The following is a 25,090-nucleotide window of genomic DNA, read 5'->3' as shown; positions in this document are numbered from 1 at the left end:
CCCGGGGTCTCTTTCGTGATGCCGGTGCTCAACGAACGCGCCTACCTCCAGCACGCGATCGAATCCGTGCTCGCTCAGGACGTCGACGTGCCCACCGAGCTCGTCCTCGCGCTCGGTCCGTCCACCGACGGCACGACGGAACTCGCGCGACGACTCGCCTCGACGGAGAAGAGGATCCGCCTCGTCGACAATCCGGCCGCGCACATCCCGGTAGGACTGAACGCGGCGATCCGTGCGAGCCGCTACGACACGATCGTCCGCGTCGATGCCCACTCCGAACTCTCCCCGGCTATGCCGCACGCGCACTCCGGACTCTCGAACGCACCGCCTCGGCCAACGTCGGGGGCGTCATGCACGCCGAGGGTCGCACGCCGTTCCAGAAGGCCGTCGCCCGGCTGTACAACTCCCCCGTCGGACTCGGCGGAGGCGCCTACCATGGGGGCTCGCAGGAGGGTGAGGCCGAATCGGCGTACCTCGGTGTGATGCGCCGAGAGGTTCTCGAAGAGGTCGGCCTCTTCGACGAGTCGATCCGGCGCGGTGAAGACTGGGAGCTCAACCTCCGCATCCGCCAGGCTGGGCACCGCGTGTGGTTCGACCCCGAACTGTCGGTCACCTACTGGCCGCGCGAGAGCTGGCTGCGACTGGCACGGCAGTTCCGTGCGACCGGAGCGTGGCGCGGCGAGCTGGTGCGCCGATACGGCCGTCGGAACGGGATCCGCTACTTCGCCCCGCCCGCCCTCGTCCTTGTGGTCGCGCTCGCTGTCGTTCTCGCCGTGCTCCAGCTCACGGGCGTCGTCAGCGGCGTGGCCTCGATGATCGCGTCGCTCGTGGTCGGCGTGCCGCTGGCGCTCTACCTGCTGCTGGTGCTCGGGGTCGCCCTCGCGCCAGGAGGCGGCGGTGTGCGACAGCGATCATGGACCTTGCTGGTGCTCCCGACGATGCATCTCTCCTGGGGTCTCGGATTCCTCGGCGGAGTGCTCCGCGGCGCGCGGGACACCGTCGACGCCTCGCGGCTGGGCACACGCAACACGCCGCTCCCTGACCTGACGTTTCGTGCCGTCAGGGCGTGACGAAACCCAGGTCGAGGATCCGATCGACGACGCGCGCCGCGGCATGGCCGTCGTCGCGAGTGTTGAACTGCCGGCGCCAGGCCGCGTACCGTCCGGCGAACGCCGCATCGTGATCCGTGTCCGCCAGAGCCGCCGCGAGCTCCTCCTGCGTTCGGACCAGAGGTCCCGGCGCGCGTTCGGCGAGATCGAAGTAGAAGCCACGCAGCTGCCCGCGGTAGTGATCGAGGTCCGGTACGAGGAAGTACATCGGCTTGCCCGTGACGCTGAAGTCGAACATCACCGAGGAGTAGTCGGTGATCAGAGCATCGGCCGCGAGCAGGAGCCTGGCGGTCTCGGGGTACCCGGTCACGTCGATGACGCGCGCGCCGGAGCGATCTCGTCCCTGCTCGAGGGTCCGGGAGTGTCCGCGCACGAGGACGACGGCGTCGGCCTGCTGCGCCAGAAGCTCGGGATCGACGAAGTCGACCATCTCCGACCGGTCGTCCCGCCAGGTCGGCGCATACAGCAGCACCCGCTCATCGGCGCGGATGCCCAGGGCGGTGCGGACCGCTGTGCGGTCCTCGGTGGCGAGCACGTCGTTCCTCGGGTAGCCCTCCACCCAGATCGGCCGCCCGAAGAAGGCGTATGCCTTCCGAAGAATGCGCTCGGAGTATGTGTTCTGAGCGAGGAGGACATCCCAGCGCCGAGACTCCTTCACGACCGCGGCCATCCGCCGAGGATCGAACCCCGGGCGGTGCAGGGCGAGCCTCTTGAGCGGGGTGCCGTGCCAGGTCTGCAAGACCTTCTGTCCCGGCTTGCGGGCGAAGCGACGACGGAGCCAGTCGTTGACCACGAGAAGGCGCGCCGCTCCCCTGGCATGCCACCACTGCGGGGTGCCCTCGACGACGGCGATGGCACCCTCCGGCACCTCGACCGACAGGTCGACGACGCTCCAGTAGCGGCGCACGTCGGGTGCTCTGACCGCGAGCTCACGGTCGATCGCACGGGGGTTGCACCCCACGCTGCGTCCGTAGAAGCTCTCGAAGAACACCGCGTTCTCGGTTCCGCCCGCCTGCGCGACGTACCTCTCCTCCAGGGTCGAGCGTCCTTCTGCGGTCTCGTACACCGGGTCGATCGGAGGCGCGATGCGGACGCTGCCGCCGTGGACGGCGATGCGCACCCCGGTGAGCACCACGGGGTCGATGCGGATCCCCTCGATGTCGGCATCCGCGATCCGCAGTTCGTACTCCCCCGCCGGCAGCGGAAGCGAGGGTCCGCCCCAGCGCGACGCCTGGAGCGGGAACGTCGCCTTCCACGTCTTGCCGCCTCCGCTGATGCGGGCTTCGACACGCGCACGCGGGCCGATCAATGCGGCATCAGCAGGTCGCTGGCCGGTCCCTGCGATGACCAGCGCCTCCGCTGCGTCATCGATGCGGGCCGTTGTCATGCTGCTCCCTTCGGCGCGGGGATCCCCCGAGCGCGGATCGCCTGGTACACGCGATCCGTGTTGCGTCCGTCCCGATGCGCGTGCATCGTCGCGCTGAGCGTAGCGGATCTGCGGGACGCTCCTTCATACGCGTGGCGGTCGGAGAGCAGTGGCTCGAGCTGTGCGAGCACTGCTGCCCAATCGGCGGCCGCATCGGTACCAGCGACATCTTCGAACCGCCCGTAGAAACCGCGCGTGCGCGCGTACTCTCGCGCGTCCGGTGCGAGGAACAGGACCGGCATGCCCAGCAGCCCCACGTCGTACGCGAGCGATGAGTAGTCGGTGATCAGGACGTCCACCGCGGCGAGTGCCGGCGTCACATCGGAGAGGACGGCGGCGCCCAGCGGCCGCACTCGTCTGCTGGGCAGCGGGGGTGCGTAGCCGCCGGCTCCCAGGGGTGGGAGCGCACCAGCAGGATCGCGTTCTGCTCCTCGAGCAGGCGGAGGATCAGGATCCACTCCGCCGCCGTCGGCACCGCGGGATCCGGGGCCCCGTCCCGCCAGGTCGGCGCGTACAGGATCGTGCGGGCGGCCTCGTCGATCTCGCCGACCGCGTCCCGCAGGACGTCGGACGCGTGCGTGCGACGTTCCGCGTCGGTACGTGCCGAGAGGACGTCGACGCGAGGTTCGCCCGTCACCACCACACGGTCGTCGCCGAGACCGAACGCCGACTCCAGCCGCCCACGTGCCCGGTGCGAGGCGGCGGGGAGCACACGGATCCGCTGCGCAGCGGCCCGGTACAGGACGGCGACGATTCCACGCAGCACGCGTGCGCCGGGGATATCGGGGACCTGCGTCGTCGCCGGCGAGTCCAGCCCGATGCGCTTCAACGGGATACCGTGCCAGAGCTGCACCACGAACGCACCGCCATCGGCATAGCGATTGACGTCGCCGAGGCCGTGCGTGACGACGATCACGCCTGCTCTGGCCGTCGCCCACCACCCGCGCACGCCGCTCTTGCGCACGAAAGGGATGCCGAGAGCGGTCGCATCACCGTCTTCTCGTTCGGAGGCCGTGAGCCACAGGGTGTCGTGTCCGAGTGCCGAGGCGTGCCGCTGCAGAGCGAGCGCGCCGTCGCCGATCCCCGCGCCGCAGCCGAAGACCCATCGTCGCCCGCGCGGGACGAGGAGCGTACCGATGCGTCCGACGGCATACAACGGGATCCGGAGCAGCTTGGCCGCATTGCCGGTGCCGAAAGAGAAGGACGCCACCCCGCGAGCCTATCGCGGAGGTGGCGTCCTTCTCTGAGAGTCGCGGGTCAGCCGGCGAGTTCGCCGAGCGTCACCTCGACGTCGTACTCCTTGCCGCCACGGACGTATGTGAGCTCCGCCTTGCTGCCGGCGGCCGCTGCCCGTACCTGAGCGGTGAGGTCGGTCGCGCTGGTGATCGGCACCCCGTTGAACGAGGTGACGATGTCGCCCTCCTCGATGCCCGCGTCTGCGGCCGCGCCACCGGCGCTCGCCTTGGCGATGTATGCGCCGGCCACGGTCGCGCCCTCGATACTGGATGCGTCCTGCACCGATGCGCCGAGGAGGCCGTGCGTGGCCTGGCCATCGGCGATGATCTCCTCGGACACGCGCTTGGCGATGTTCGACGGGATCGCGAAGCCGATGCCGATCGAGCCGGACTCCTCGGAGCTGCCCGAGCTCGCGATCGCCACGTTGATGCCGATCAGCTCGCCCTTGCTGTCCACCAGGGCGCCACCCGAATTGCCGTGGTTGATCGCGGCGTCCGTCTGGATCACGGCGATCGAGATGGAGTCGGTGGCCTGCTGACCCGAGCTTCCCGGAATGTCGAACTGGAACGGTCCCTGCTGCCCCTCCTCCGGCGCCTGCTCCTGCGGAGCATCTTCCGAAGACGAGTCGGGCAGGGCCGACGATGCGATCTGGATGCTTCGGTTGAGGGCGCTGACGATGCCGGTCGTGACCGAGTTCGCGAGCCCCAACGGCGCGCCGAGGGCGACCGTGGTGTCGCCGACGTTGAGCTTGGACGAGTCCGCGAACTTCATGGGCGTGAGCCCCTTCGCATCCTTCAGCTTGATGACGGCGAGATCGTAGATGGGGTCGGTGCCGACCACGGTGGCCTCGTAGAGGCGCCCGTCCGACGTGGTCACGCGGATGGTCGGATCGGCGACCGCACCTCCGAGCGTCACCACGTGCGTGTTGGTGAGCACGTATCCGTCGTCGCTGATGATCACACCGGACCCGCTGCCGGCTTCGCTGGATCCCGCGACCTCGATCGTGACCACCGACGGCAGCGCCGAGGTCGCCACGGCGGTGGTCTCGTTGACCGAGCCCGGGTTGTTGACCGTGACCGTCTGCGGTCCTGTCGCCGTGCCGGAGGACGGGCGATCCTGGATCCCGTTGAGCAGTGCCCCGCCGCCGAAACCGGCGACGCCGCCGACGAGCGCCGCGGCCACGATGAACGCGGCGAACTTCGCCCCGCCCGCGGCTTCGCGTCTTTCGTCTTCGTGCCGTCGCCCGCGGCGGGCTCCGTGCCGAACGGCTGTGTCGGCTGCGTGTACGAGGCGGCCGTCGGGATGCCGAAAGCCGCCCCCGATGCCGTGGCCGCTGTGGGTGCCGCCGACGCGTCGTATCCGCGAGGGACGGACTCGATCACCGGAGCCGGCGGGGTGTGCGACGTGAACGTCGACGGAACCTCGTGTCCCTGCGCAGGAGCCGCGGGCGCTGCGGCGGCCGGAGCTGTGGGGTCGGCGGCGGCGTCCGTCGCCGGCTGGGCGGCGACCTCTGCGGCCTCGGTGGACGGTACGGCGTCGTTCGACGCGGGTACCGAGTGGTCCTGGGTGTTGTCTTCGTTCATGGTGTGTGCTCCTTCAACGACCATTTCAGAATGACGCGTGTATCTGTGCGTTCCTTATGTCGAGGATGAGTTTCAGCTATGGCCTTAGCCTGTTCTTCATGAGTGTCATCCCCGGCGCATGGCGTCGCACAGCCGCCGGAGCCGGTCTGCTCGCTGCGGACGGAACCGTCGCGCCCACCATCTTCGCAGAGATGTCCGCCGCCGCGGCCCGAACCGGAGCGATCAATCTCGGTCAGGGTTTCCCCGATGAAGACGGTCCGGCCGTGGTGCTCGAGGCCGCCCGTCACGCCATCGCCGACGGCGTGAATCAGTACCCGCCCGGGCGGGGCTTCCCCGATCTGCTCGCTGCGATATCCGCACATCAGCACAGGTTCTACGGCTTGGAGGTCGATCCGGGCAGCGAGGTCATCGTCACCGCCGGCGCGACCGAGGCGCTCACCGCGACGTTGCTCGCGCTCATCGACGGCCCCGACGACGAGGTCGTGGTCTTCGAGCCGTACTACGACTCCTACGCCGCCGCCGTCGCTCTCGCCGGCGCCAGACTCCGCACGGTCCCGCTCCGCGCCCCGGACTTCCAGCCCGATCTCGACGAGCTCGCAGCCACGGTCACCGACCGCACGCGCCTCATCCTCGTCAACGACCCGCACAATCCCACGGGTGCCGTGTTCGGTCGCGAGGTGCTCGAGGAGGTCGTCCGGCTGGCGACGCGCCATGACGCCGTCATCGTCACCGATGAGGTGTACGAGCATCTGACGTTCCATGCGGCCCACACGCCCATCGCCACGCTCCCCGGAGCCGCCGAGCGCACCCTGACCATCTCCTCCGCCGGCAAGACGTTCTCGACGACGGGCTGGAAGATCGGCTGGGTGCACGGCCCTGCCGCCCTCATCACGGCGGTGCTCACGGTCAAGCAGTACCTCACCTACGTGAACGGGTCGGCCTTCCAACCCGCCGTCGCCGTCGGGCTGCGGATGGACGATTCCTACTTCTCCGACGCGGCTGCCGTGCTCGCTCGAAAGCACGAGATCCTCGGCGACGGTCTGCGGGCCGCCGGCTTCACGGTGCATACCCCGCAGGGCGGCTACTTCACGGTGGCGGATGCGACGGCGCTCGGCGGCGAAGACGCGGCAGCGTTCTGCCGCACTCTTCCGGAGCGTGCCGGCGTCGTGGCGATCCCGCTGACCGCTTTCGTCTCAGAAGAGCGACGGAGCGAGTTCTCCGGTCTGGTCAGGTTCGCGGCGTGCAAGCGCGTCGACGTGCTCGAGACGGCCGCCGCGCGACTCGCTGCGCTCACCGTCTGATCTCGGCGGAGACCGGTCGGCGTTCTCGTCAGCGGGGAGCGACCGAGTACCGTCGCACGCGCAGCGACGGTTCCTCTCTCGCACCCGTGCGAGAGAGGAGCGTTCGACGACCGCCACAGCGATTCCCGGTGCCGTACCCACGCCCGCCAGCACGACACCCTCCGGATCGACGATCTGCGAGTGTCCGACGCCGATCGGTGCCGGGTGGTCCGCCGCCACGACGTACACCGTGTTCTCGATCGCCCGAGCGGCGAGCAGCGTCGTCCAGTGGTGTTCCTTGAGCGGTCCCCTGACCCACTCGGCGGGGACGACGAGCACATCCGATTCCGCGTCGACGAGGGTGCGTGCGACCTCGGGGAACCGCAGGTCGTAACAGGTCATCAGCCCGAAGCGCAGACCGCCGAGCTCGAAGGTCGCGGCCTCCCCCACAGCGCCGGGCTCGATCCAGTCGGACTCGGTCTGCCCGAATGCGTCGTAGAGGTGCTGCTTGCGGTAGACCGCGAGGATGCCGTCTCCGCGCACCGCGACGACGGTGTTCCGCACCCGATGCCCCTCGGCCCGCTCTGCCAGTCCGGCCACGATGACCAGCGCGTACTCGGCCGCGAGGGCGGTGAGAGTCGCGACGAACTCGCCGTCGAGCTCTTCCGCGTTGGCGGAGAGGCTCTCATCCATCGGGTCGACGAAGTAGCTCGCGTACTCCGGGAAGACCACCAGCTTCGCTCCTCGTGCAGCGGCATCCGCCGTCAGCTCCGCGATGCGTTCGCGGTTGTCGGCGCGGGATGCCGTCGGCGCGAACTGGCAGACGGCGACGGGGACGGCGGCGGTCTCAGACATGTCTTCATCCTCTCGCATCGACGACGCGCCCGGGCCGCACGCGGGCGGGGCCTCGATTCGCCCGCCTCCCGATTCCGTGATAAGTTACTTCTTGTGCCGCGGGGTGGAGCAGTTCGGTAGCTCGCCGGGCTCATAACCCGGAGGTCGCAGGTTCAAATCCTGTCCCCGCAACAAATGAAGGCCCTGAGATCATCACGATCTCAGGGCCTTCACCTTTTGGGTCCGACGCCGATGACACGCGCACAGCGCCCGGCGGTGCCGCGTTCCTGACGACGAAAGGGCGCCCCGTGAGGGACGCCCTTTCACCGTGAGGAAGCGATCACTGCCCCGCAGCGGACTCCAGCTCCAGTAGCTTCTCGACAGCCGCGGTGAGGCGCTCATCGGCCTCCGCGAACTTGGTGAGGTCGCCCGACTTCAAGGCGGTCTCGCGGTCGATCAGCGCCTGCTGCGCCGACGCCAGGGCAGTGGCCTGCGCGTCCGTCGGCTGCGTCGGCTCTGTCGGCGTCTCACCGGTCTCCGGGTTCTCCGTCTCCGGATCGCTCGGTTCGACCGTGTTGTCGCCGCCCGTCGCCCCGGAGTCGCCGCCGAAGAGAGTGTCGAGTGCCTCGGTGAGAGTGTTCTCGAAGGCGACCCGGTCGCCGAACGCGACGAGCACCTTCTGCAGGCGCGGCAGCTGCGTACCTTCGGAAGACTGCACGTACACGGGCTGCACGTAGAGCAGACCGCCACCCACGGGCAGCGTCAGCAGGTTGCCGTAGATCACCTCGGACTCACCCTGTTGCAGCAGGTTCAGCTGCGGGACCACCGAGGTATCCGAGTTGTAGGTGTTCTGCACCTGGCCGGGACCCGGAACAGTGGTGTCGGTGTCGATCTCGAGCATGCGCAGCTGACCGTAGCCCTCCGCCTTCACGCCCTTCTCCGATCCGGCATCCGAATCGACCGCGAGGTAGCCCATGAGCACGTCACGGCTCCCGCCGGCACCCTGCGAGTTCGGGATGAAGGTCGAGAACATCGAGAACCGCGGCGACTCCTGGCCGGGCATCTGCATCGTGAGGTAGTACGGCGGCTGCAGCATCGCGTCACTGCGCGGGTCGTTCGGCGTCTGCCAGCGGTTGTCCTGCTGAGCGAACGAACCGGCCTTGTCGACGTGGTAGACGCCGAGGATGTCGCGCTGCACCTTGAACAGGTCGGTCGGGTAGCGCACGTGGCTCATGAGCTCGCCCGACATCTCGCTGACCGGCTTCAGGGTCGACGGGTAGATCTTCTGCCACGTCTTGAGCACCGGGTCCTCGTCGTCCCACGCGTAGAGGGTGACGGAACCGTCGTAGGCGTCGACCGTCGCCTTGACCGAGTTGCGGATGTAGTTGATGTCGTCGATGGCGAGAGTCGGCGACGGCACGTTCGAGTCGGCGATCGCGTCGGACAGGCTCACGCTCGTCGAGTACGGGTACGTCTGGCTGGTCGTGTAGCCGTCGACGATCCAGACGATGCGGCCGTCGACCACGCTCGGATACGGGTCGCTGTCGAGTTCGAGGTACGGCGCGACCTTCTGGACACGCGTCTTCGGATCGCGGTCGTAGAGGATCTGCGAGTCGTCGTTCACGAGGTTCGAGAACAGGATCTGCTCCGACTGGAACTTCAGCGCGTAGAGGAGCTTCGTGAACGTGTCGCCGATCTTCGGACCGCCGTTCCCGGAGAACGTGGTCTTGGTCTCGCTGGAGCCGTCCTTGCCGCGCGGATAGTCGATCTCCGCGGGCTCCGACCCCTCGGGGGCGCCGACGATGGAGTACTCGGGCGAGTTCTCGCCGAAGTAGACGCGGGGCTCGAAGTTCTCCCGATCCGTCAGGAACCCGGACGAGGGGATGCCGCGCTCGAGGAAGACGGGCTCGCCGTCGGTCGTGCGCTGGTTGCCCGCAGCGGCGACGAGGCCGTAGCCGTGCGTGTAGACCGCGACCCGGTTGTTCCAGTTGTCGCCGTCGCCGAGCCCCGACATGTCGAGGTCGCGCACGGACACCACGGTGTCCTGCATCTCGCCGTCGATCTCGTAGCGGTCGACGTCCATCGTCTTCTGGAACTGGTAGTACCCGCGGTACTGCTCGAGCTGGCGCACCGTCGGCGGGATGACCTTCGGGTCCATGATGCGGGTGGACGCCGTCGTCTCGGCGTCGGCACGCAGCTGGCCGGCCTCGGCGTCGGTCTCGGCCTCGAACGGCGTCGTCTCGAGGTTCGCGACCCCGTACGCCTCCTTGGTCCCGTCGATGTTCCGCTGGTAGAACTCGGCCTGATAGGCGTTCTGGTTCGGCTTCACCTGGAAGGTGGTGACGACCCACGGGTACCCGACGCCGACCACCAGCGCGGCGACGATCAGGAGCGCGGTAGCCGCGAGCGGGAAGCGCCAGCGGCCGATGACCGCGGTGACGAAGAACAGGATCGCGACGACGGCCGCGATGATCGCGAGGATCGCAAGACCGGGGATCGTCGCATTCACGCCCGTGTACGCCGCACCGGTGATGCGGTCATCGGGCTGGACGAGGGTCTTGTACTGGTCGAGCCACAGGCTCGCCGCCTGGACGAGCAGGTAGAGCCCGGCGATGACCGCGAGCTGGATGCGCGCCGGCTTCGAGATGCGCAGCTCACCCTGACCGATGCGCACGGAGCCGTACAGGTACGACACCAGAGCGGTGACCAGGAGCGAGAGCAGCAGCACCGCGGACACGAACGCGAGCAGGATCGAGTAGAACGGCATCGCGAACATGTAGAAGCCGGTGTCGATTCCGAACTGCGGGTCGACGTCGGAGGTGGCGACGCCGTTGGCCCAGAGCCAGACGGTCTTCCACTGCCCGGCCGCGGCGAAGCCGGCGAACAGGCCGAAGAAGATCGGCATGCCCCACATGGCCAGTCGACGCAGGGGCTCGATGACCTCCTGGTACCGGTCGAGCTGCGAGCTGAGGCGCACGTACACCGGACGCAGCCGGTAGGCGAGCTGGATCACCACGAACAGCGGCACGGCCATACCGAGGAAGCCGACCACGAACATCACCGCCGTGGCTATCCACTGCGTGGTGAGGACACCGGTGAAGCCCACCTGGTCGAACCAGAGGAACTCGGTGTAGAGGGAGGCGAACACGAAGAACACCGCGATCAACGCGGCGATGATCACCAGGGAGATGCCGAGGATGCGTCGGGAGGTTCGAGGCGTGGCCGGATTCGGAGCTGAGGTCGAGGTCACCCTCCCATCCTAGGCACCGCTCACTGTGCGCAGGCTGTCATCCCGATCACGGCGAGGTCACGGCGACGCCCCGCGGGTCAGGAACCGGTGCGCTCGCAGCTCGGCAGCGCCGCCACATCCCCGCCGTCCGCGATGACCTCGAGCGCGGCGAGCGACTCGTCCAGCGTCGCGGTGCGGATCACCTGCAATCCGTCCGGGATGTGCCCGACGACCTCGTCGCAGTTGGCCTCAGGGGCGAGGAAGAACTCCGCCCCCGCGTCCCGTGCACCGTAGAGCTTCTGCCGGATCCCGCCGATCGGACCGACCGTGCCCGCGGCATCGATCGTGCCTGTTCCTGCGACGTTCTCGCCGCCGTTGAGTTCGCCTTCGGTCAGCGTGTCGATGATGCCCAGTGCGAACATCATCCCGGCGCTGGGTCCGCCGACATTGTCCAGCTGGATCGTGACGTCGACCTCGAAGTCGTAGTCGGTGCGCAGGGTGACCCCGATGAGCCACGTCGTGTTCCCGGCCTCGGTGTGCTCCTCCGGCGTCACCTCGACCTGCTGCTCGTCCCCGTCGCGCAGCACGGTGAGTTCCACCGGGTCCCCACCCGCATCCTGGATCGCCTCCCGCAGCTGCGTGGCGGACGTGAGAGGGGTGCCGCCGATCGCGGTGATCACATCGTCGGCCTCGAGGGTGCCGTCAGCGGGCGAGTCGGCCACGGCATCCACGACGACGACCTGGGCGCCGGTGTCGTAGCCGAGCTCGTTCAGAGCGGCCGCCGTGGCCTCGTGCTGCGAATCCACCATCAGAGTGGCATTGCGCTCATCGCGCTGCTCGGTCGTGACGCCCTCGGGGAAGACGGAATCCAGCGGGACCACCGCCCGCGAGGAGTCCATCCAGGCGAGCGCCAGCTCGAACCAGCTCGGCGTGCGCTCGCGGTTGCCGATGACCTGCACGGTGGTGAGGTCGAGGGTCCCTGCCGTCTCGAAGGTCTCGGCGCCCTCGACCTTGATGAGGGGAACCTCGTCGCCCTCCTTGTCGGTCGCGGTGCCGAGCGTGTCGTACACCGGCCCCGGCCTCTGGATCACGTACGGCGACGGCAGGAAGGTCAGCACGACCAGAGCGATGAGCGCGACGATCAGCGCCCAGACACCGAGTCCGAGCTTTCCAGACCGCGTTCGATCCACAGCATTCCTCCGTCGTTCGCGAGCGGCGTACACCGATCTGCCCGCATCGGGGTCGCGCGCAGAAACCTGTGACTAGCGTAGATGCCACGGCAAGCGAAGTGCTGAGAGGGCGATCGACATGGCAGACAACGACCCGACACCCGAGGATTTCCAGGAGTTCCTGCGAAGGATGCTCGCGAATCAAGGCGGTGGCGACATCGACCCCGCGGCGCTCCAGGGCGCCTTCGAGGGGATGGACGGCTTCACGCTCGACCCCGCCATGATGCAGACGATCATGTCGCAGCTCCAGGGCGCGTTCGGCGGCGACCCGTGGGAGAACGCGCTGCGACAGGCGCTGTTCATCGCCAATCGCGACGGCCAGGGGATCACCGACGGGTCGCGCACCTCGCTCGCGGATTCCTTCGCCCTCGCGAACCTGTGGCTCGGCGAGGCGACCACGATCTCCGAGCTCTCGGAGAACCCGACGGCGATGACGCGTGGCGAGTGGGTCGAGAAGACCCTGCCGGTGTGGAAGGAGATCGCCGACCCGGTGTCGACGAGCATCGCCGACGCCCTGACCTCCGCGCTCGACACCCAGGTCCCCGAAGAGATGCGGGGCGTCGTGCAGGGCGCAGGCCGACTCATGCGCGGGCTCGGCGGCTCGGTGTTCGCGGCGCAGTTCGGACAGGTGCTCGGCAACCTCTCGCTCGAGGTCGTCTCCGGCGGCGACGTCGGCATCCCCGTGCTGCCCGCAGGCACGGCTGCCGTCATTCCGCAGAACCTCATGGCGTTCGGAGAAGGACTCGAGATCCCCGAGGATCAGATCGCGCTCTACCTCGCCACCCGGGAGCTGGCGTATGCCCGTCTCTACCGGCACGCGAAGTGGCTGCACCTGCACGTGATGGCGCAGATCACGGACTTCGCCCGTGGTGTCACTGTGGATGTCGATGCACTCGAAGACGTCGCCAGCCGCCTCGACCCCTCCGACCCGGAGGAGCTGCGCGCGGCCATCGAGGGCGGGGCGCTCCTTCCGGTGCAGAGCGAGGCTCAGCGCGAGGCCCTCACCCGGCTCGAGAACCTCATCGCGACGATCGACGGGTGGGTGGACGTGGTCACAGCGCAGGCCACCTCGCGTCTGCCGGACGGAGCCCGCATCGCCGAAGCAGCCCGTCGTCGACGCGCCGTCGGCGGACCGGCAGAGGATGCGCTCGGAGCACTGGTGGGCCTGAAGCTGCGCCCCCGACGGATGCGCGAGGCATCCGCGATGTGGCACGCGGTGACAGAGGCCGTCGGCATCGGCGCCCGCGACTCCCTCTGGGACTACCCCGACCTCATGCCCACCGCCGAGGACATCGACGACCCGAGCGCCCTCGTCGCGCGGCTGCAGGCCGCCGAGCGCGGAGAACGTCCGGTCGCCGACGAGTTCGACGAAGCGCTCGCGCGGCTGCTGGACGGTGACGACTTCTCTGCGGAGGAAACGGACGCCGCGTCCGAGGCGGAGAACCACGACGACGCTCTCGAGGGCGACGACACTCCCGAAGGCGACCGACCGGTCTGACCTGCGCGCTCCGTCACGAGGGGATCCGGGAGCCGACTTCTCCTCCCCCTAACGCGGGGCGAGCCGAAGTTGTCCACGGATGCGAAGTCGTCGTCCCGGTCGACCGGGAACAGCTCCAGAATCGGAGGGATGCCGCTCACTCCCCCGATCCTCACCCGCCTGACTCCGACCGCGCCGCTCCTCTGGCGCGACGAGCGCACACTCCAGCTCGGCGACGACGGCGACATGCGCTTCGACGCGGACGATCCGTGGGTCGAGCTCCTGCTCAGCCGCCTGCGCTCCGGCTTCCGCCGCGCGTCGTTCGACGTGATCGCGCACGCCACCGGCGCACCACGGGACGCGGCTCGGGCGCTTCTCGCCCGCATCGCCCCGCTGCTCCTCGACGACCCGCCCACACCGCGCCCGGCGTGGATCGAGAGCATCGGACTCGCCGACGGCCGCAGCGAGTACCGCATGCGGGAGGCTCTCGCCGACGAGGGGGTCCCGCTGGTCGACCACAGCACAGCCGACGCGGTGGCGGTCGTCCTGGTCCGGGGAGCCGCAGCCGCGCTGCAGTTCGCACGCTTCCTGCGAGACGACACGCCTCACCTCCCGGTGGCGTTCGAACCGGGACGCGTGATCGTCGGGCCGCTGGTGATCCCCGGAGCATCCGCCTGCCTCGCCTGCCGTGACGCCCACTCAACCGCCCTCGACCCGGCGTGGCCGTTGCTGCACACGCAGATGATCGACCGCGACCCCGGACCTCTCCGCGCCGTCCAGGTCGCCGAAGCCGGCCGACTCGCCGCCCAGCTCCTCGCCGAGCACGAGGACACCGGTCGACTCGTGCGGGTCAGCGCCGATGGCTCGCGCGAGTGGCGTTCGGTGTCGTTTCACGAAGAATGCCGGTGCCGCGAGCCGTGGTCCCCATCTCGGCGAGGAACCTCGACGGTGCCCGCTCCCCGCGACCAGCCGACCTCGACCACGACAACGACAACGTTCGCGCGGCCCGCGTGACGCCCACGTACGCCAGACGCCGCTCCTCGTCGATGGACTCGAAGCTCGTCGCGTACGAGATGGGCAGCGACCCCTCGGCCCAGCCCGCCAGGTACACATGCGGCCACTCCAGGCCCTTCGCAGCATGCAGGGTCGAGAGCGTCACCGTCCGCATGGTCGGTTCATGCTGATCCTTCGCCCGCGCCATGAGCGCATCGCTGAAGCTGCGGAGGTCGGCGTCCGGTCCGGCCTCCTCGGCCAGCCGCAGAATCGCGCGTCGCGCCTCCCATCCGTCACGCTGAGCGCCGCCGGCCACAGGAGGCTCCTCCGTCAGGCCGAGCTCGCGCAGCACACGCTGGACACCGGGCAGGAACCCGTGCTCGGTGGGGGCCACGGCTGCCGCCCGGAGCGCCAGGATCGCCTGGCGCACCTCCGGCATCGCGAAGAACCTGGTCCCGCCCAGGACCGACGTCGCGATCCCCTCCGCGGCGAGCGCCTGCTGGAGCACGGCGGACTGCGCATGCGCGCGATAGAGCACCGCGATCTCCGACGGTGACGCGCCGTCCGAGAGGCGCGCGGAGATCCCCGCCGCGATGCCGGCCGCCTCCTCCCCCTCGGTGTCGTACGCGGTGACGGTCGGAGCATCGGCCGAGAACTGCTCTCGCGCCGGAACGAGCTCGAGTGCACCGGGGCGGCCGTGCATCAACGCGTTCGCGACCGTGAGGATCGGCGGCTGCGACCGGTAGTTCGTCTCCAGTCGCACGACCGTCGCGTCGGGATGGCGGCGTTCGAACTCGAGCAGGAACCGCTGCTGCGCACCCGCGAAGGAGTAGATCGTCTGACTCGCGTCGCCCACGACGCAGATGTCGTGCCGATCGCCCAGCCAGAGCTCCAGCAGCCGGTTCTGCAGCGGAGAGACGTCCTGGAACTCGTCGACCGTGAAGTGACGGTACTGCTCGTGGACGGATGCCGCGACGCGGGGCTCCGCCTCGAGCATGCCCGCACAGGCGAGGAGCACGTCCTCGAAGTCGAGTTGACGCCGGTCGTCCTTGAGCGCCTCGTACCCGCGCATGAGTTCGACGAGCTGCCCCGCATCGACGCCGCTGATCGGACGCCCGAGCGCGGCGTACTGATCGATCGAGAGCATGGACACCTTGCGCCACTCGATCTCGGAGGCGATGTCTCGGAGTGTCGCCGTGCGGGGACGCAGTCGCATCGCATCGGCGGCCTGCCCCAGCATCCGCACCTTGTTGTCGATGATCGACGGGGCGGGAGAGCCGGCCAGCGTCGGCCAGAAGAAGTTCAGCTGCGCGAGCGCGGTCGCGTGGAACGTGCGGGCGGCGACGCCCTCCACACCGAGGGCGCGCAGCCGTCCGCGCAGCTCGCCGGCGGCCTTGGCCGTGAAGGTGACGGCCATCACCCTCGACGGCGAATAGGCACCGGTGTCGACGCCGTGCGCGATGCGGTGCGTGATGACGCGGGTCTTCCCCGTGCCGGCGCCGGCGAGCACGGCGACCGGTCCCCGGAGGACGGATGCTGCTGCCCGCTGCCGCTCATCGAGGGCATCGAGTGCGCTCACGTGCGGCCCTCGTACCAGTCGACGATCAGGGCGCGGGCGATCGACGCGGGGCCGGGAAGCCCGACCGGTCCGCGCCCTTCGAGCGCGGACGCGATCTCTGCCCGAGTGAACCACCGCACGTCGATGATCTCCTCCCCGTCGGCGAGCGCCGCATCCTCGTCGTCGACCACGGCACGGAAGCCGACCATGAGCGAACGAGGGAACGGCCAGGCCTGCGAGGAGATGTAGCGCAGCGACGACAGCCGCACGCCGGATTCCTCCTCGATCTCGCGGTGCACCGTCGACTCGAGCGACTCCCCCGCCTCGGTGAAACCGGCGAAGCACGAGTACATGCGTCCGCCCCAGTTCGCGTTCGCGCCGAGCAGCAGACGTTCGCCGTCGCGACTCTCGACCGCCACGATCACCGCCGGGTCGGTGCGGGGAAGTGCTCACGGGCGCACACGAGGCACCGTCGCGACCACCCGGCCTGCCGCAGTTCGGTGCCGCCACCGCACGTGGGGCAGAACGGCGCATCACGGAGCCAGCCCGCGAGCGCGACGGCGCCGACGAGCACCTCGGACTCCTGTTCGTCGATCCGTCCTCCGAGATCGCGCAGCCCGAGCCAGACCTCATCCGGCGCGGAGTCGAGCGCGTCGGTCTCCGGCGGGGCGGCGGCGAGGAGCAGAGCGGAGCCGTCGGCGTCGCGTCCGAGCAGGGCCCACGTCGCATCGCCGACCGCGGAGGCCGGAACGCGCAGGAGCGCGGAATCCACGACCCGCAGACGCCCCTCACGGACGACGACGACCCGCGTGGCGGCGTCGCCGCGAAGACGGTCCAGGACGCCCGGTTCCTCACGGAGTTCGGCTGCACGGTCGAACGACGGGCGCTGAATGGTCATCGACTCCCTCTCTCACGGGCGTGGCGGAGGCGGGACCGCCCCTGAGCCGACCTACCCTGGGGGCATGGGACGCTCTCCTTTCACTCTAGCCGCGGCCGTGACCGCTGCACTGCCCGGGGCGGAGGTCACGGGCGCCCGCAGCCTGAGCGCAGACGGCGACGGACGGTTCGACTCCGCGGTCGCTTCGCTCGCCGATGGACGCGAGCTCGCGATCCGCGTCGCCGATGACGACGACGCCGGGCGCGAACTCGCCGCCGAGGCTCTCGCCCTGCGCGCACTGACGGACGGAGCGCGTGCCATGCTCCCGTTCCGCGCCCCCGCATACATCGGCGAGACGCGCATCGGTGACGCGAGCGCGCTCGTCACCGAGCTGCTGCCCGGGTTCCAGATCGAGGCGGCCATGGTGCCGCCGGGGCGTGGCGCCGCCGAGTCGATGGGCGCGTCGATCGCGGCCGTCCATGAACTGCCCACCTCCGTCGTGCGCAGCGCGGGACTCGCGACGCGTAGCGCCGAGGAGAGTCGCGCCGACCTGGAGCGCCTCGTCGACACCGCTGCGGCCACAGGACGCGTGCCCGCCCGTCTCACCGTCCGCTGGCGCGAAGCCGTCGCCGACGACGACCTGTGGCGGTTCGAATCGACCGTCGTCCTGGGCGGCGTGCAGGCCACGTCCTTCCTCTTCGACGACGACCCGAGCGCGGCCCGGAGGTCATCGGCCTGGTCGGGTGGCATGGACTCTCCGTCGGAGACCCCGCGGTCGATCTCTCCTGGTTGTCTGCGGCGCCGGACGCCGCGGACGACGTGCATCGTGCCTACGCCCGATCGATCGATCGGGCGACCGACAGCGGACTGGAGGTGCGTGCGCGTCTGCTCGCCGAGCTGGAGTTCGCACGCTGGCTCGTGCATGGGGACTCGATGCGTCGAGCGGACATCGTCGACGATGCGGCCGCGCTTCTCACAGCGCTCGCTGATGGACTGCGCGCCGACGACCTCAGCGTGATCCACGCCAGGAACGTCGGCGTCGACTCCGCCCTCGACGCTCTCGATCGTGTGCCGAAGACCGCGGTCGCCGACGTCGACACGTCGATGCACACCGACGCCTACAACCCCGAGGAGCTGTGGTCGGAATCGGCGGACGAGTCGGACGCCCGCTCCGACACGGATTCCGACGGAGGACCCGAATCCACGCCAGACATGCTGCCCGGCGTCTCATCCGGTCGACGCACCGACGAGGAGGAGCGCCGCGCCGCGATGCTCGACATCCCGACCGAGGACCTCTCCGGCGTCGCGAGCCTGTTCGCGGGGACCAGCGGCGTCGCCGGCGCGCGCGAGGACTCCCATCCGCTCGCACCGCCCGCCACCGCAGCCGCACCCGACGACGACGACTCGGACGAAGCTCAGCGTGCCGCGCGTGCAGCACTCCAGCGCTGGAAGAGCTCCTCCTCCGAGTAGACGCGGTCGCCGCGGATGATCAGGTCGTCCGCCACGTAGTACAACGCCACGTCGATCTCGTCGAGCGGCACACCGAAGCGACGGTGGTAGGCGAGCCGGTACAGGGCGAGTTGCAGCATCCGCTCATCCCGTTCCTTCTCGGTGCGCGGAGCCCGCCCCGTCTTCCAGTCGACGATCTCGATGCGGTCGGCGCGCCGGTAGACGGCGTCGAGCTTGCAGATCACGATGTGCGCCCGCCCCTCGTCGTCGGTCTTGTCGGCGTCGGCGCGGAGCGCGAAGTCGATCTCGATCTCGACCGCGATCGGTTTCAGTCCGCCCCACTCGCTGCGCTCGAACGTCGCCTGCAGGACCGCGAGATCTGCGGCATCGGCCGATGTCCCCGGAGCGTCGGCCCGCGGGGCCGGATCCGGCGACACGTCTTCATCGACCTCCCACAGCGCCTCGTCGATGCGGCTCCCGACGCCCACGAGTTCGGAACGCTGCTCCACCCAGGCATGGAACAGCGTGCCGAGGCGCGTCTGCCGATACGGGCGTTCCGGCATCGGTCGGACGATCGACGACAACGTCCCGGCGAAGTCGGTCACGTAGTCCTTGAACCGCGATGCCGGCACACGCGTCGGCGCCTCGGCGTCGGTGCCGCGCTGCCGGGCGGCGCGTTCGGCGAGCAGCCGTGACAGCTCGATCGTCGGCTCCGCGGCACCCGCTCGCACAGCGGCCTCCACCGTGGACGCCGCCGCGGTCACGGCCTCCCCGTGCCCCCAGCGGGTCGAGCGGCCACCGGAGTGTCGCACCGGGGCCGTCGTACGGGTTGTCTTCGGGATCCACGGACTCGATCGGATCGAGCCCCCGCACCTCGATCGCCTCCGCGAGGAAGGGACTCGGGGTGCGAGGGGCCTTCTGCCCTGCCCAGTGCGCACCGCTGAGCAGGAGGTCGGTCCGTGCACGCGTGACGGCGACATAGGCGAGACGCCGCTCCTCCTGCTGCTGGTAGGCGCGATAGGCGTCTTTGAAGCGTTTGAGCGCACCACCCTGAGGGTTCGCCTTCGTCGCGCCGCCGGACAAGGACGCCTGGGCGAGCTTCTGCCGCTTGCCGGGGTCGGTCTCACCGCCCACGGCCTCGAGGGGTCCCACTCGAAGCGCGGGAGCGCACCGCTGTCGCCGCGCAGCTCGAACGGCACGACGCCGAACCCGAACCAGCCCGAGGTGTTGGACACGCGGCTGGGAAGCTCGTCGACGACCAGCCGGACCACAGCGACCGCGTCCCACTCCAGTCCCTTGGATCCGTGGATCGTGAGCAGCTGCACGACGCCGGCCTCCGGAGGTTCCGGACGCGGCATCAGCTCGTCCGTGCTCTCCGCCTTGTCGAGCCAGGCGAGCAGACTGCCGATGCTCCCCGGTCGTCGGCGGCGAGGAATGCGCGCACCTCGTCGGCGAAGGCACGCAGCTGCGTTGCCGCGATGCGTGCAGGGCCCCTGGTCTCGTTCGCGGCGAGTTCGATGTCGAGGCGCAGCTCGAGCTCGATCAGCCGGATCAGTTCGGGGATCGGCTGCGAGGAGGCCCGCCGCAGCCGCTCCAGCATCTCCCCCGCCGCCCGGATCCGCGCGCGACCCTCGGGCGTGATCGCCTCGAGCAGTCGATAGTCGTCGCGCACCGCTCGCACCACGTCGACCGCATCGACGATCGACACCGCTTCATCGGCACCACGCGAGGATCGCAACCGTGCGCGCACCTCCTCCGGCAGCGGCGCCATCGCCGTGTCACGCTCGGAGAGCGTACGACCGAGATCGTAGAGAGCCGCCATGTCGGCGACGCCGACACCGAACCGCGGCCCCGTGAGGAGACGGATCAGCGCGGACCCCGCCGTCGGATCGTGCACGACTCTCAGCGTCGAGACGACGTCGACCACCTCCGGCGTCGCGAGCAGCCCGCCGAGGCCGAGGATGCGGTGCGGTATGCCCCGTGCCGCGAGCGCCGCCGCGAAGGTCTGCATGTGACGCTTCGACCGGAACAGGATCGCACCCGTGTGGGGGGCGCGATCCTGGCCCGGACCCGCGCGCATCGTGCTCGGCTCTGCGTGCGGCGAACCACTCGGCCGCCGCTGCCGCCTCTTCGTCGACCGTGAGCGGATACGCGACGCTCACGCTGCCCTCCCCTGCTCCTGGACGCGGTTCGAGCGGCGGGACATCCAGGCCGGGGCGCTGCAGTGGTTCGAGCACACGGTTCGCGATCCCGAGGATGCCCCGATCGTTGCGCCAGCTCGTCATGAGACTGTACGTCTGTGCCGTGCCCGTGCTCGAGAACGTCCCCGAGAACGCGTAGAGGTTGTCGGCGCTCGCACCTCGCCAGCCGTAGATGGACTGGTGCGGGTCGCCGACGGCCATCACCGCCGAATCGCGGAACAGCTCCGCCAGGAAGCGCGTCTGGATCACCGAGGTGTCCTGGTATTCGTCGAGCAGCACGACGCGGTGCTGCTCGCGCAGTTCGGCCCGCACATCGGGCGCGGACTCGACGATGTCGTAGGCTCCCCCGACCTGATCCGCGAAGTCGAGCACGCCGCGGCGCTCCTTCTCGGAGATGTAGTCGCGGACGAGGCGCGTGAGCGTCGACAGGCTCAGCAGATTCACCGCGGCCTTGTCGACGTCGGCATTGCCCCGATAGGGCTCGAACGCGACGGCCTGCTCCCTGGCGATGCGCTCGGCGAGATCGAGGTCCACGCGATGGTCCAGCGCTTCTCCGGCGAGCCGCTGCACCGCGTCGATGACGGTGCCGAGCGCGAACTCGATGTTCTCCAGCTCGGGGATGTCGCTGCGGAGCACGACCTCCCGCGCGAGCATCCACGACGCGGCCTGGCTGAGCATCGCCACGTCGGGATCGCGCCCGATCCTCGCAGCGTGCTCGCGGACGATGCCGTCGGCGAAGGCGTTGTACGTGGAGACGCGCGGTCGGATCATCAGGTCTTCCGCCGCCCGAGGCGTCGCGGGAGTCCAGCCCGTGCCGTGATGCGCCGCCAGTTCGTCGAGCACGTGCGCGCGGACGAGTTCGCGCTGCCTGCCCTGCGCGGCCTCGTCGACACGGCGCAACGCGCCCGATGCCACGATCTCCGCAAGGTGCGGGAGAAGACCGCGGCGCCCGTACTCGTCGATGACCGCGAGCCGATGCCCGATCCGTTCCGCGAGCTCGCCCGCCGCTTTGCGGGTGAATGTGAGGCCGAGGATCTCGTCCCGCCGCACGTGCCCGTTCGCGACCAGCCACACCACTCGCCCAGACATCGTCTCGGTCTTGCCGCTCCCTGCTCCCGCGACGACCAGCGCCGGCGCCGGCGGGGCCTCGATCACGCGCTGCTGCGCCGGGGTCGGCGAAGGCTGCCCCAGAGCCGCGGCGATGTCGGTGGCGGATATCCCCTCTCCCGTCGTCCACGCCGTCACGAGCTGACCGCCGGCACCGTGTGGATGCGGCACGGGTGCACACGGCGCTGTGTATCCGCGCAATGCGACTCGACCTGGGCGGTGAAGCTCGACGCCGACATACCGCGGGCGGCGTCGGAGACCCGCCGCAGGAACGCGGAGCGGGATTCGTCGTCCAGCGTGTGCTGGTGCGCGATGCGGTAGTCGCTCTTGGCGAGGGTCTTGGAGACGACGACCAGTCGCGCACCCGCGAGCGACGCGGGCGATGCGCCCTCGATCAGCCCCTGCTGGACGGCGATCTGGTAGGCGGAGAGCTGCGCGTGTTCGAGCACCCCGGAGTCGGACTCCGGGTCGTTCTTCCCCGTCTTGAGGTCGACCACGACGGTGGAACCTTCCGGGCCGCCGGACATCCGCTCCCAACCGCGGCCGCGTGCATGGGCGTGCTCTCCGGCACCGGGCGGATATGCCTCGACCCGGTCGATGTAGCCGTGGATGACCGCCTGGTTCGCGCGATCCTCTCCCACCGGACGCACTGTGGGAACGTCTCCGCCTGCCGTCTCTCCGGCGACGTCGACGGCGAACCGGAACTCCGACTCGCTGCCGATCACGCGGCCGCCCTCTCGGCGCACGTCCCCGATGTAGGTGTGCAGTCGATCGACGAGCACGTCTGCGCGGCGTCTCTCTTTACGGCCGATCCACTCGGTCTCGAAGTCGAGCTCCGGCCAGTGCTCCGCGACGATCGCGCGCATCCGCTCCAGGTCACCGTCGGGGACGCGCTCCATCGCCTCGTGCACGATCGTGCCGATGCCGGCCGTCGGCGGCATCACGGTATCGCCACCGAGCGCCGACACGACCCAGTTGAGGCCGCACTCCTCGTACGACTCCATCTTCGACGGCGAGACCCGTGCACCCGCGACGGCGAGGTCGCGCAGCGGAGCGTCGGTCGACGCCGGCACCACCCCGTACCACTCGGCGGGAGCCGCACCGGGCACGCCCTCGCGCGCGAGGACGGCCAGTTGCTCTGCGGCGTCCGCTCGCGTCGACTCCGCGTGCGCCGAGGTGAGCGTGCGGCGATGTCTGGCCACGAGTCCGCGCAGTGTGAGCGGATGCTCGGCGGAAGCGTGGCGTCCCGGAGGCTCCGGAGCAGGCAGGAAGCCGAAGAACGGACTCGGCGTCAGATCGTCGTCATCGACCGCGGTGATGAAGAGCCGATCCCGCGCCCTCGACACCGCTCGGACGAAGAGCCGCAGTTCGTCGTGCAATGCCGCACGTCGTCGGTCGAGGACGCCGGGGGCTCGACGCTCGTGCCGGTGCGTGCCGCCTGGATCGTGTCGGCCAGGCGCCAGGTCTGCAGCAGCCCGCCTCGCAGTCGGACGTTCGGCCAGACGCCGTCCTGCACGCCGGCGACGACGACCGCATCGAACTCGGTGCCCAGGGCCGTGGCCGGAGTCAGCAACGTCACCTTCCCCGGCCGGTCGGGAGTGGACAGCGAGTCCTCCGGCACCTCGCTGTCGAGGATGTCACGCACGAACCTCTCCGCGTTCTCGTGGGGCGTGCGCTCGACGAAGCGCTTCGCCGCATCGAAGAGCGAGACCAGGGCGTCGAGCGATCGCGCGGTCTCCGCTCCGGTGGGCAGCTGAGAGATCTCGCGCCACGCGACCTGCAGCCGCCGCCCGTCGACGGCGCGCGCCTGATCCCATACCCGCCAGAGCAGGTCGTGGATGGTCTCTCCTCGAGCGCAGCCCTGGAGGTGGCCGCGATGGTCTCCGCGAAACGCTCGGCCGTGCGCGACTCCGGCGCGTCGATGAGCGTCAGATGGGCCGGGTTCGCCATCGCCTGGCGCAGCAGTTCGCGTGCCGGCGTCGACCCACCCTGTTCGAGCTCGATGTGCCGGAGCCGCCCGCGGAGTCGCCGGAGACCGATCGCGTCCATCCCGCCGAAAGGCGTCCGCAACGCCTCCTCGAGTGCCTCCGAAGTGCGCTCCTCGATCGGCGTCAGCGCCAGCCGCACGATCCCGACGATGTCTCGCACGATCCCCTCGCTGCCCAGAGGGCGCTGGACTCCCGCGGCACGTGTGGGTATCTCGCGCGCAGCCAGCTCCGTCTCCAGTGTCGTGACCTGTCGGGTGTCGTGGGCGATGACCGCCATCCGATCCCAACGGACCCCTTCGGAGAGATGCCAGTGCCGCATGACTCCCGCGATGCGGTCGAACTCTTCATACGGCGACGGCGCGATGAACGTCGACACGGTGGACTCGATCTCTTCGGCGCCAACGGCCGCGGGAGCACGGCGATGCTCGACCCGCCCGGAGACGCCGATCGCCTGGGTCACTGTACGTGTGAGCGCGGTCAGCGCCGGCCGCTGCCGGTGCGCGCCGTCGAGCACGTGCACCTCGCCCAGGGCACCGACGAGCTGGGCGAAGAGCTCCGGGCTGGCGCCGCGGAAGGACCCGGACGAGATGTCGGGATCGCCGAACGCCAGGACGGCGATCCCGCGGCCGCGCAGCGCACGGACCATGGCGACCCCGCCGCGTGTGAGCTCCTGCGCGTCGTCGATCAGCACGACCTGCAGGGGCGCGAGCGGACCCAATGTCGAGGGCTGCGCCCGCTGGAGGACCGTGCTCGCCTCGGCCAAGAGGTCGGCGGCATCGCGGTGCGCCGCGCGTGAGGCGTCGAGCACCGCCCGATACTCGACGAGGAACTCGGCCGCCGCCACCCACACGTCGTCGCCGGACTCGCGGAGCTCTTCGGGGTGGATGCCGCTCTCGGTGCACTCGGCGAGGAAGGCGCGGAGCTCGGAACGGAAGCCCTTCGATGCGCGCACCGACGGGCTGAGCGCCTCGGGCCAGGCGATGCGACCGTCTTCGGCGTCGCCGGCGAGGAGTTCCGCGATGATCCGGTCCTGGTCCGCGCCGGTGAGCAGAGCAGGCGGCTCCGCTCCTTCCTGCACCGTCGCTCCGCGCACCAGCTGGAAGGCGAAGGACCCGAGCGACCGCGCGAGGGGTCCCGGTGTCGCCTGGCCGATCCGCACGCCGACCCGATCGCGCAGCGCCGTCGCAGCCTGGCGACTCGGGGTGAGCGCGAGCACCTGCTCCGGGCGCATGCCCTGCTCGTCGAGCAGGTGGACGATGCGGTCGACCAGCGTGCGCGTCTTGCCCGTCCCCGGCGCTCCGATGATCACGCCGGATGCGGAGGGCTGTGCGGCGATCACGGCTCGCTGCGCGGCATCCGATGTCATGCTGTCCACGCTATCCGGACGAGCCGACATCGTAGTGCGGTCGCGCCCGTCGCAGGGACCCGGCGGCCCTGCGCGCGCCTGTGCGCTCACGGCGAAACCGCCCCCTGCGGCCGATCCCCGCCGCGGCGTGCGGGGTAGAGTTGCCCCA

19 protein-coding genes, 1 tRNA gene and 4 pseudogenes are annotated in these 25,090 nt (G+C 69.9%); 7 read left to right on the top strand and 17 right to left on the bottom strand.

Going from position 1 to position 25,090, the window contains the following annotated elements; genetic code table 11:
- Positions 1-18: 18 nt before the first annotated feature.
- Positions 19-1,070 (top strand): annotated as a pseudogene (locus K1X59_RS07480) (glycosyltransferase).
- Here the strand turns inward: K1X59_RS07480 and K1X59_RS07475 are convergent.
- From K1X59_RS07475 to K1X59_RS07465, 4 genes are read right to left on the bottom strand one after another with little or no spacing between them, the layout of a single operon-like run.
- Entirely contained in the window at positions 1,060-2,496 is a 1,437-nt protein-coding gene (locus tag K1X59_RS07475; protein ID WP_220174086.1) for a CDP-glycerol glycerophosphotransferase family protein, read from the bottom strand. The pseudogene K1X59_RS07480 and the gene K1X59_RS07475 sit on opposite strands and share 11 nt — an antisense overlap.
- Positions 2,493-2,855, bottom strand: a complete 363-nt coding sequence (locus K1X59_RS21170) for a CDP-glycerol glycerophosphotransferase family protein (protein ID WP_258567162.1) — start codon at positions 2,853-2,855, stop codon at positions 2,493-2,495. Before K1X59_RS21170 ends, K1X59_RS07475 begins: the two co-directional genes overlap by 4 nt.
- Complete coding sequence (locus tag K1X59_RS07470; protein WP_258567161.1) at positions 2,852-3,745, bottom strand: CDP-glycerol glycerophosphotransferase family protein; 894 nt, start codon at positions 3,743-3,745, stop codon at positions 2,852-2,854. The genes K1X59_RS21170 and K1X59_RS07470 overlap by 4 nt, the downstream gene beginning before the upstream one ends.
- A gap of 47 nt (positions 3,746-3,792) precedes the next feature.
- A complete protein-coding gene (locus tag K1X59_RS07465) occupies positions 3,793-4,953 on the bottom strand; it encodes a S1C family serine protease (protein ID WP_396652581.1) in 1,161 nt (386 codons plus the stop codon).
- 75 nt (positions 4,954-5,028) lie between these two features.
- Here K1X59_RS07465 and K1X59_RS21165 point away from each other — a divergent pair, with 75 nt between their 5' ends.
- Both K1X59_RS21165 and K1X59_RS07460 read left to right on the top strand, forming a co-directional pair.
- Positions 5,029-5,388 (top strand): hypothetical protein, encoded by a 360-nt coding sequence (locus K1X59_RS21165; protein ID WP_258567160.1) that lies wholly within the window; start codon positions 5,029-5,031, stop codon positions 5,386-5,388.
- Positions 5,389-5,452: 64 nt separating this feature from the next.
- Entirely contained in the window at positions 5,453-6,655 is a 1,203-nt protein-coding gene (locus tag K1X59_RS07460; RefSeq protein ID WP_183152338.1) for an aminotransferase class I/II-fold pyridoxal phosphate-dependent enzyme, read from the top strand.
- A gap of 28 nt (positions 6,656-6,683) precedes the next feature.
- Here the strand turns inward: K1X59_RS07460 and K1X59_RS07455 are convergent.
- Positions 6,684-7,489, bottom strand: a pseudogene (locus tag K1X59_RS07455) (carbon-nitrogen hydrolase family protein).
- A gap of 97 nt (positions 7,490-7,586) precedes the next feature.
- Here K1X59_RS07455 and K1X59_RS07450 point away from each other — a divergent pair.
- Positions 7,587-7,660: transfer RNA gene (locus tag K1X59_RS07450), tRNA-Met, on the top strand.
- A 148-nt stretch (positions 7,661-7,808) separates the two neighbouring features.
- Here K1X59_RS07450 and K1X59_RS07445 read toward each other — a convergent pair.
- Complete coding sequence (locus K1X59_RS07445) at positions 7,809-10,718, bottom strand: UPF0182 family protein (RefSeq protein ID WP_183152336.1); 2,910 nt, start codon at positions 10,716-10,718, stop codon at positions 7,809-7,811.
- Between the two features lie 77 nt (positions 10,719-10,795).
- Positions 10,796-11,887: a PDZ domain-containing protein gene (locus K1X59_RS07440; protein ID WP_220174085.1), complete on the bottom strand. Its 1,092-nt coding sequence runs from the start codon at positions 11,885-11,887 to the stop codon at positions 10,796-10,798.
- A gap of 118 nt (positions 11,888-12,005) precedes the next feature.
- Here K1X59_RS07440 and K1X59_RS07435 point away from each other — a divergent pair, with 118 nt between their 5' ends.
- Complete coding sequence (locus tag K1X59_RS07435; protein WP_183152335.1) at positions 12,006-13,424, top strand: zinc-dependent metalloprotease; 1,419 nt, start codon at positions 12,006-12,008, stop codon at positions 13,422-13,424.
- Positions 13,425-14,253: 829 nt separating this feature from the next.
- On the opposite strand, the gene K1X59_RS07430 is transcribed toward K1X59_RS07435, so the two are convergent.
- Genes K1X59_RS07430 through K1X59_RS21155 form a run of 3 tightly spaced genes read right to left on the bottom strand, consistent with a single transcriptional unit; the run spans position 14,254 to position 16,852 of the window.
- Positions 14,254-15,975 carry an ATP-dependent helicase gene (locus K1X59_RS07430; protein ID WP_220174084.1) on the bottom strand — a complete coding sequence of 574 codons (1,722 nt, stop codon included), beginning with the start codon at positions 15,973-15,975 and terminating at the stop codon, positions 14,254-14,256.
- The gene (locus K1X59_RS21160; RefSeq protein ID WP_258567159.1) at positions 15,972-16,373 is read right to left on the bottom strand and encodes an NAD(+) diphosphatase; all 402 of its coding nucleotides are present in this window, start codon (positions 16,371-16,373) and stop codon (positions 15,972-15,974) included. The genes K1X59_RS07430 and K1X59_RS21160 overlap by 4 nt, the downstream gene beginning before the upstream one ends.
- Positions 16,374-16,375: 2 nt before the next feature.
- Positions 16,376-16,852, bottom strand: coding sequence for an NADH pyrophosphatase zinc ribbon domain-containing protein (locus K1X59_RS21155; protein WP_258567158.1), 477 nt, complete (start codon positions 16,850-16,852; stop codon positions 16,376-16,378).
- A gap of 64 nt (positions 16,853-16,916) precedes the next feature.
- On the opposite strand from K1X59_RS21155, the gene K1X59_RS21150 reads away from it, so the two are divergent.
- A complete protein-coding gene (locus K1X59_RS21150) occupies positions 16,917-17,849 on the top strand; it encodes a hypothetical protein (protein WP_258567157.1) in 933 nt (310 codons plus the stop codon).
- Positions 17,846-18,301, top strand: coding sequence for a hypothetical protein (locus tag K1X59_RS21145; protein ID WP_258567156.1), 456 nt, complete (start codon positions 17,846-17,848; stop codon positions 18,299-18,301). The genes K1X59_RS21150 and K1X59_RS21145 overlap by 4 nt, the downstream gene beginning before the upstream one ends.
- Here the strand turns inward: K1X59_RS21145 and K1X59_RS21140 are convergent.
- The 7 genes and pseudogenes from K1X59_RS21140 to K1X59_RS21110 form a co-directional block, all read right to left on the bottom strand.
- Positions 18,247-19,092 carry a PD-(D/E)XK nuclease family protein gene (locus K1X59_RS21140; RefSeq protein WP_258567155.1) on the bottom strand — a complete coding sequence of 282 codons (846 nt, stop codon included), beginning with the start codon at positions 19,090-19,092 and terminating at the stop codon, positions 18,247-18,249. The genes K1X59_RS21145 and K1X59_RS21140 overlap by 55 nt on opposite strands.
- 545 nt (positions 19,093-19,637) lie before the next feature.
- Complete coding sequence (locus tag K1X59_RS21135) at positions 19,638-20,102, bottom strand: hypothetical protein (RefSeq protein WP_258567273.1); 465 nt, start codon at positions 20,100-20,102, stop codon at positions 19,638-19,640.
- 48 nt (positions 20,103-20,150) lie between these two features.
- Positions 20,151-20,291: pseudogene (locus tag K1X59_RS21130) on the bottom strand (hypothetical protein); the annotation flags it as partial.
- Positions 20,292-20,610: 319 nt separating this feature from the next.
- Positions 20,611-21,726 (bottom strand): annotated as a pseudogene (locus K1X59_RS21125) (UvrD-helicase domain-containing protein); the annotation flags it as partial.
- Positions 21,723-22,934 (bottom strand): PD-(D/E)XK nuclease family protein, encoded by a 1,212-nt coding sequence (locus K1X59_RS21120; protein ID WP_258567154.1) that lies wholly within the window; start codon positions 22,932-22,934, stop codon positions 21,723-21,725. The gene K1X59_RS21120 and the pseudogene K1X59_RS21125, both read right to left, overlap by 4 nt.
- On the bottom strand, positions 22,880-23,233 hold the full coding sequence (locus tag K1X59_RS21115; protein WP_258567153.1) for a hypothetical protein: 354 nt from the start codon (positions 23,231-23,233) through the stop codon (positions 22,880-22,882). Before K1X59_RS21115 ends, K1X59_RS21120 begins: the two co-directional genes overlap by 55 nt.
- The gene (locus K1X59_RS21110) at positions 23,164-24,942 is read right to left on the bottom strand and encodes a UvrD-helicase domain-containing protein (protein WP_258567152.1); all 1,779 of its coding nucleotides are present in this window, start codon (positions 24,940-24,942) and stop codon (positions 23,164-23,166) included. The genes K1X59_RS21115 and K1X59_RS21110 overlap by 70 nt, the downstream gene beginning before the upstream one ends.
- Between the last annotated feature and the right edge of the window lie 148 nt (positions 24,943-25,090).

Origin of the sequence: Microbacterium sp. Se5.02b (genome assembly GCF_019464375.1) — a bacterium.
Lineage (GTDB): Bacteria > Actinomycetota > Actinomycetes > Actinomycetales > Microbacteriaceae > Microbacterium.
This window is presented reverse-complemented; position numbering and strand designations above follow the sequence as displayed.

Excerpts from the sequence above, each read along its gene's own strand:
- K1X59_RS07475 (WP_220174086.1), bottom strand. The coding sequence starts at position 2,496 with ATGACAACGGCCCGCATCGATGACGCAGCGGAGGCGCTGGTCATCGCA.
- K1X59_RS07460 (WP_183152338.1), top strand. The coding sequence starts at position 5,453 with ATGAGTGTCATCCCCGGCGCATGGCGTCGCACAGCCGCCGGAGCCGGT.
- K1X59_RS07435 (WP_183152335.1), top strand. The coding sequence starts at position 12,006 with ATGGCAGACAACGACCCGACACCCGAGGATTTCCAGGAGTTCCTGCGA.
- K1X59_RS21155 (WP_258567158.1), bottom strand. The coding sequence starts at position 16,852 with ATGACCATTCAGCGCCCGTCGTTCGACCGTGCAGCCGAACTCCGTGAG.
- K1X59_RS21150 (WP_258567157.1), top strand. The coding sequence starts at position 16,917 with ATGGGACGCTCTCCTTTCACTCTAGCCGCGGCCGTGACCGCTGCACTG.
- K1X59_RS21135 (WP_258567273.1), bottom strand. The coding sequence starts at position 20,102 with ATGGCGGCTCTCTACGATCTCGGTCGTACGCTCTCCGAGCGTGACACG.
- K1X59_RS21110 (WP_258567152.1), bottom strand. The coding sequence starts at position 24,942 with ATGACATCGGATGCCGCGCAGCGAGCCGTGATCGCCGCACAGCCCTCC.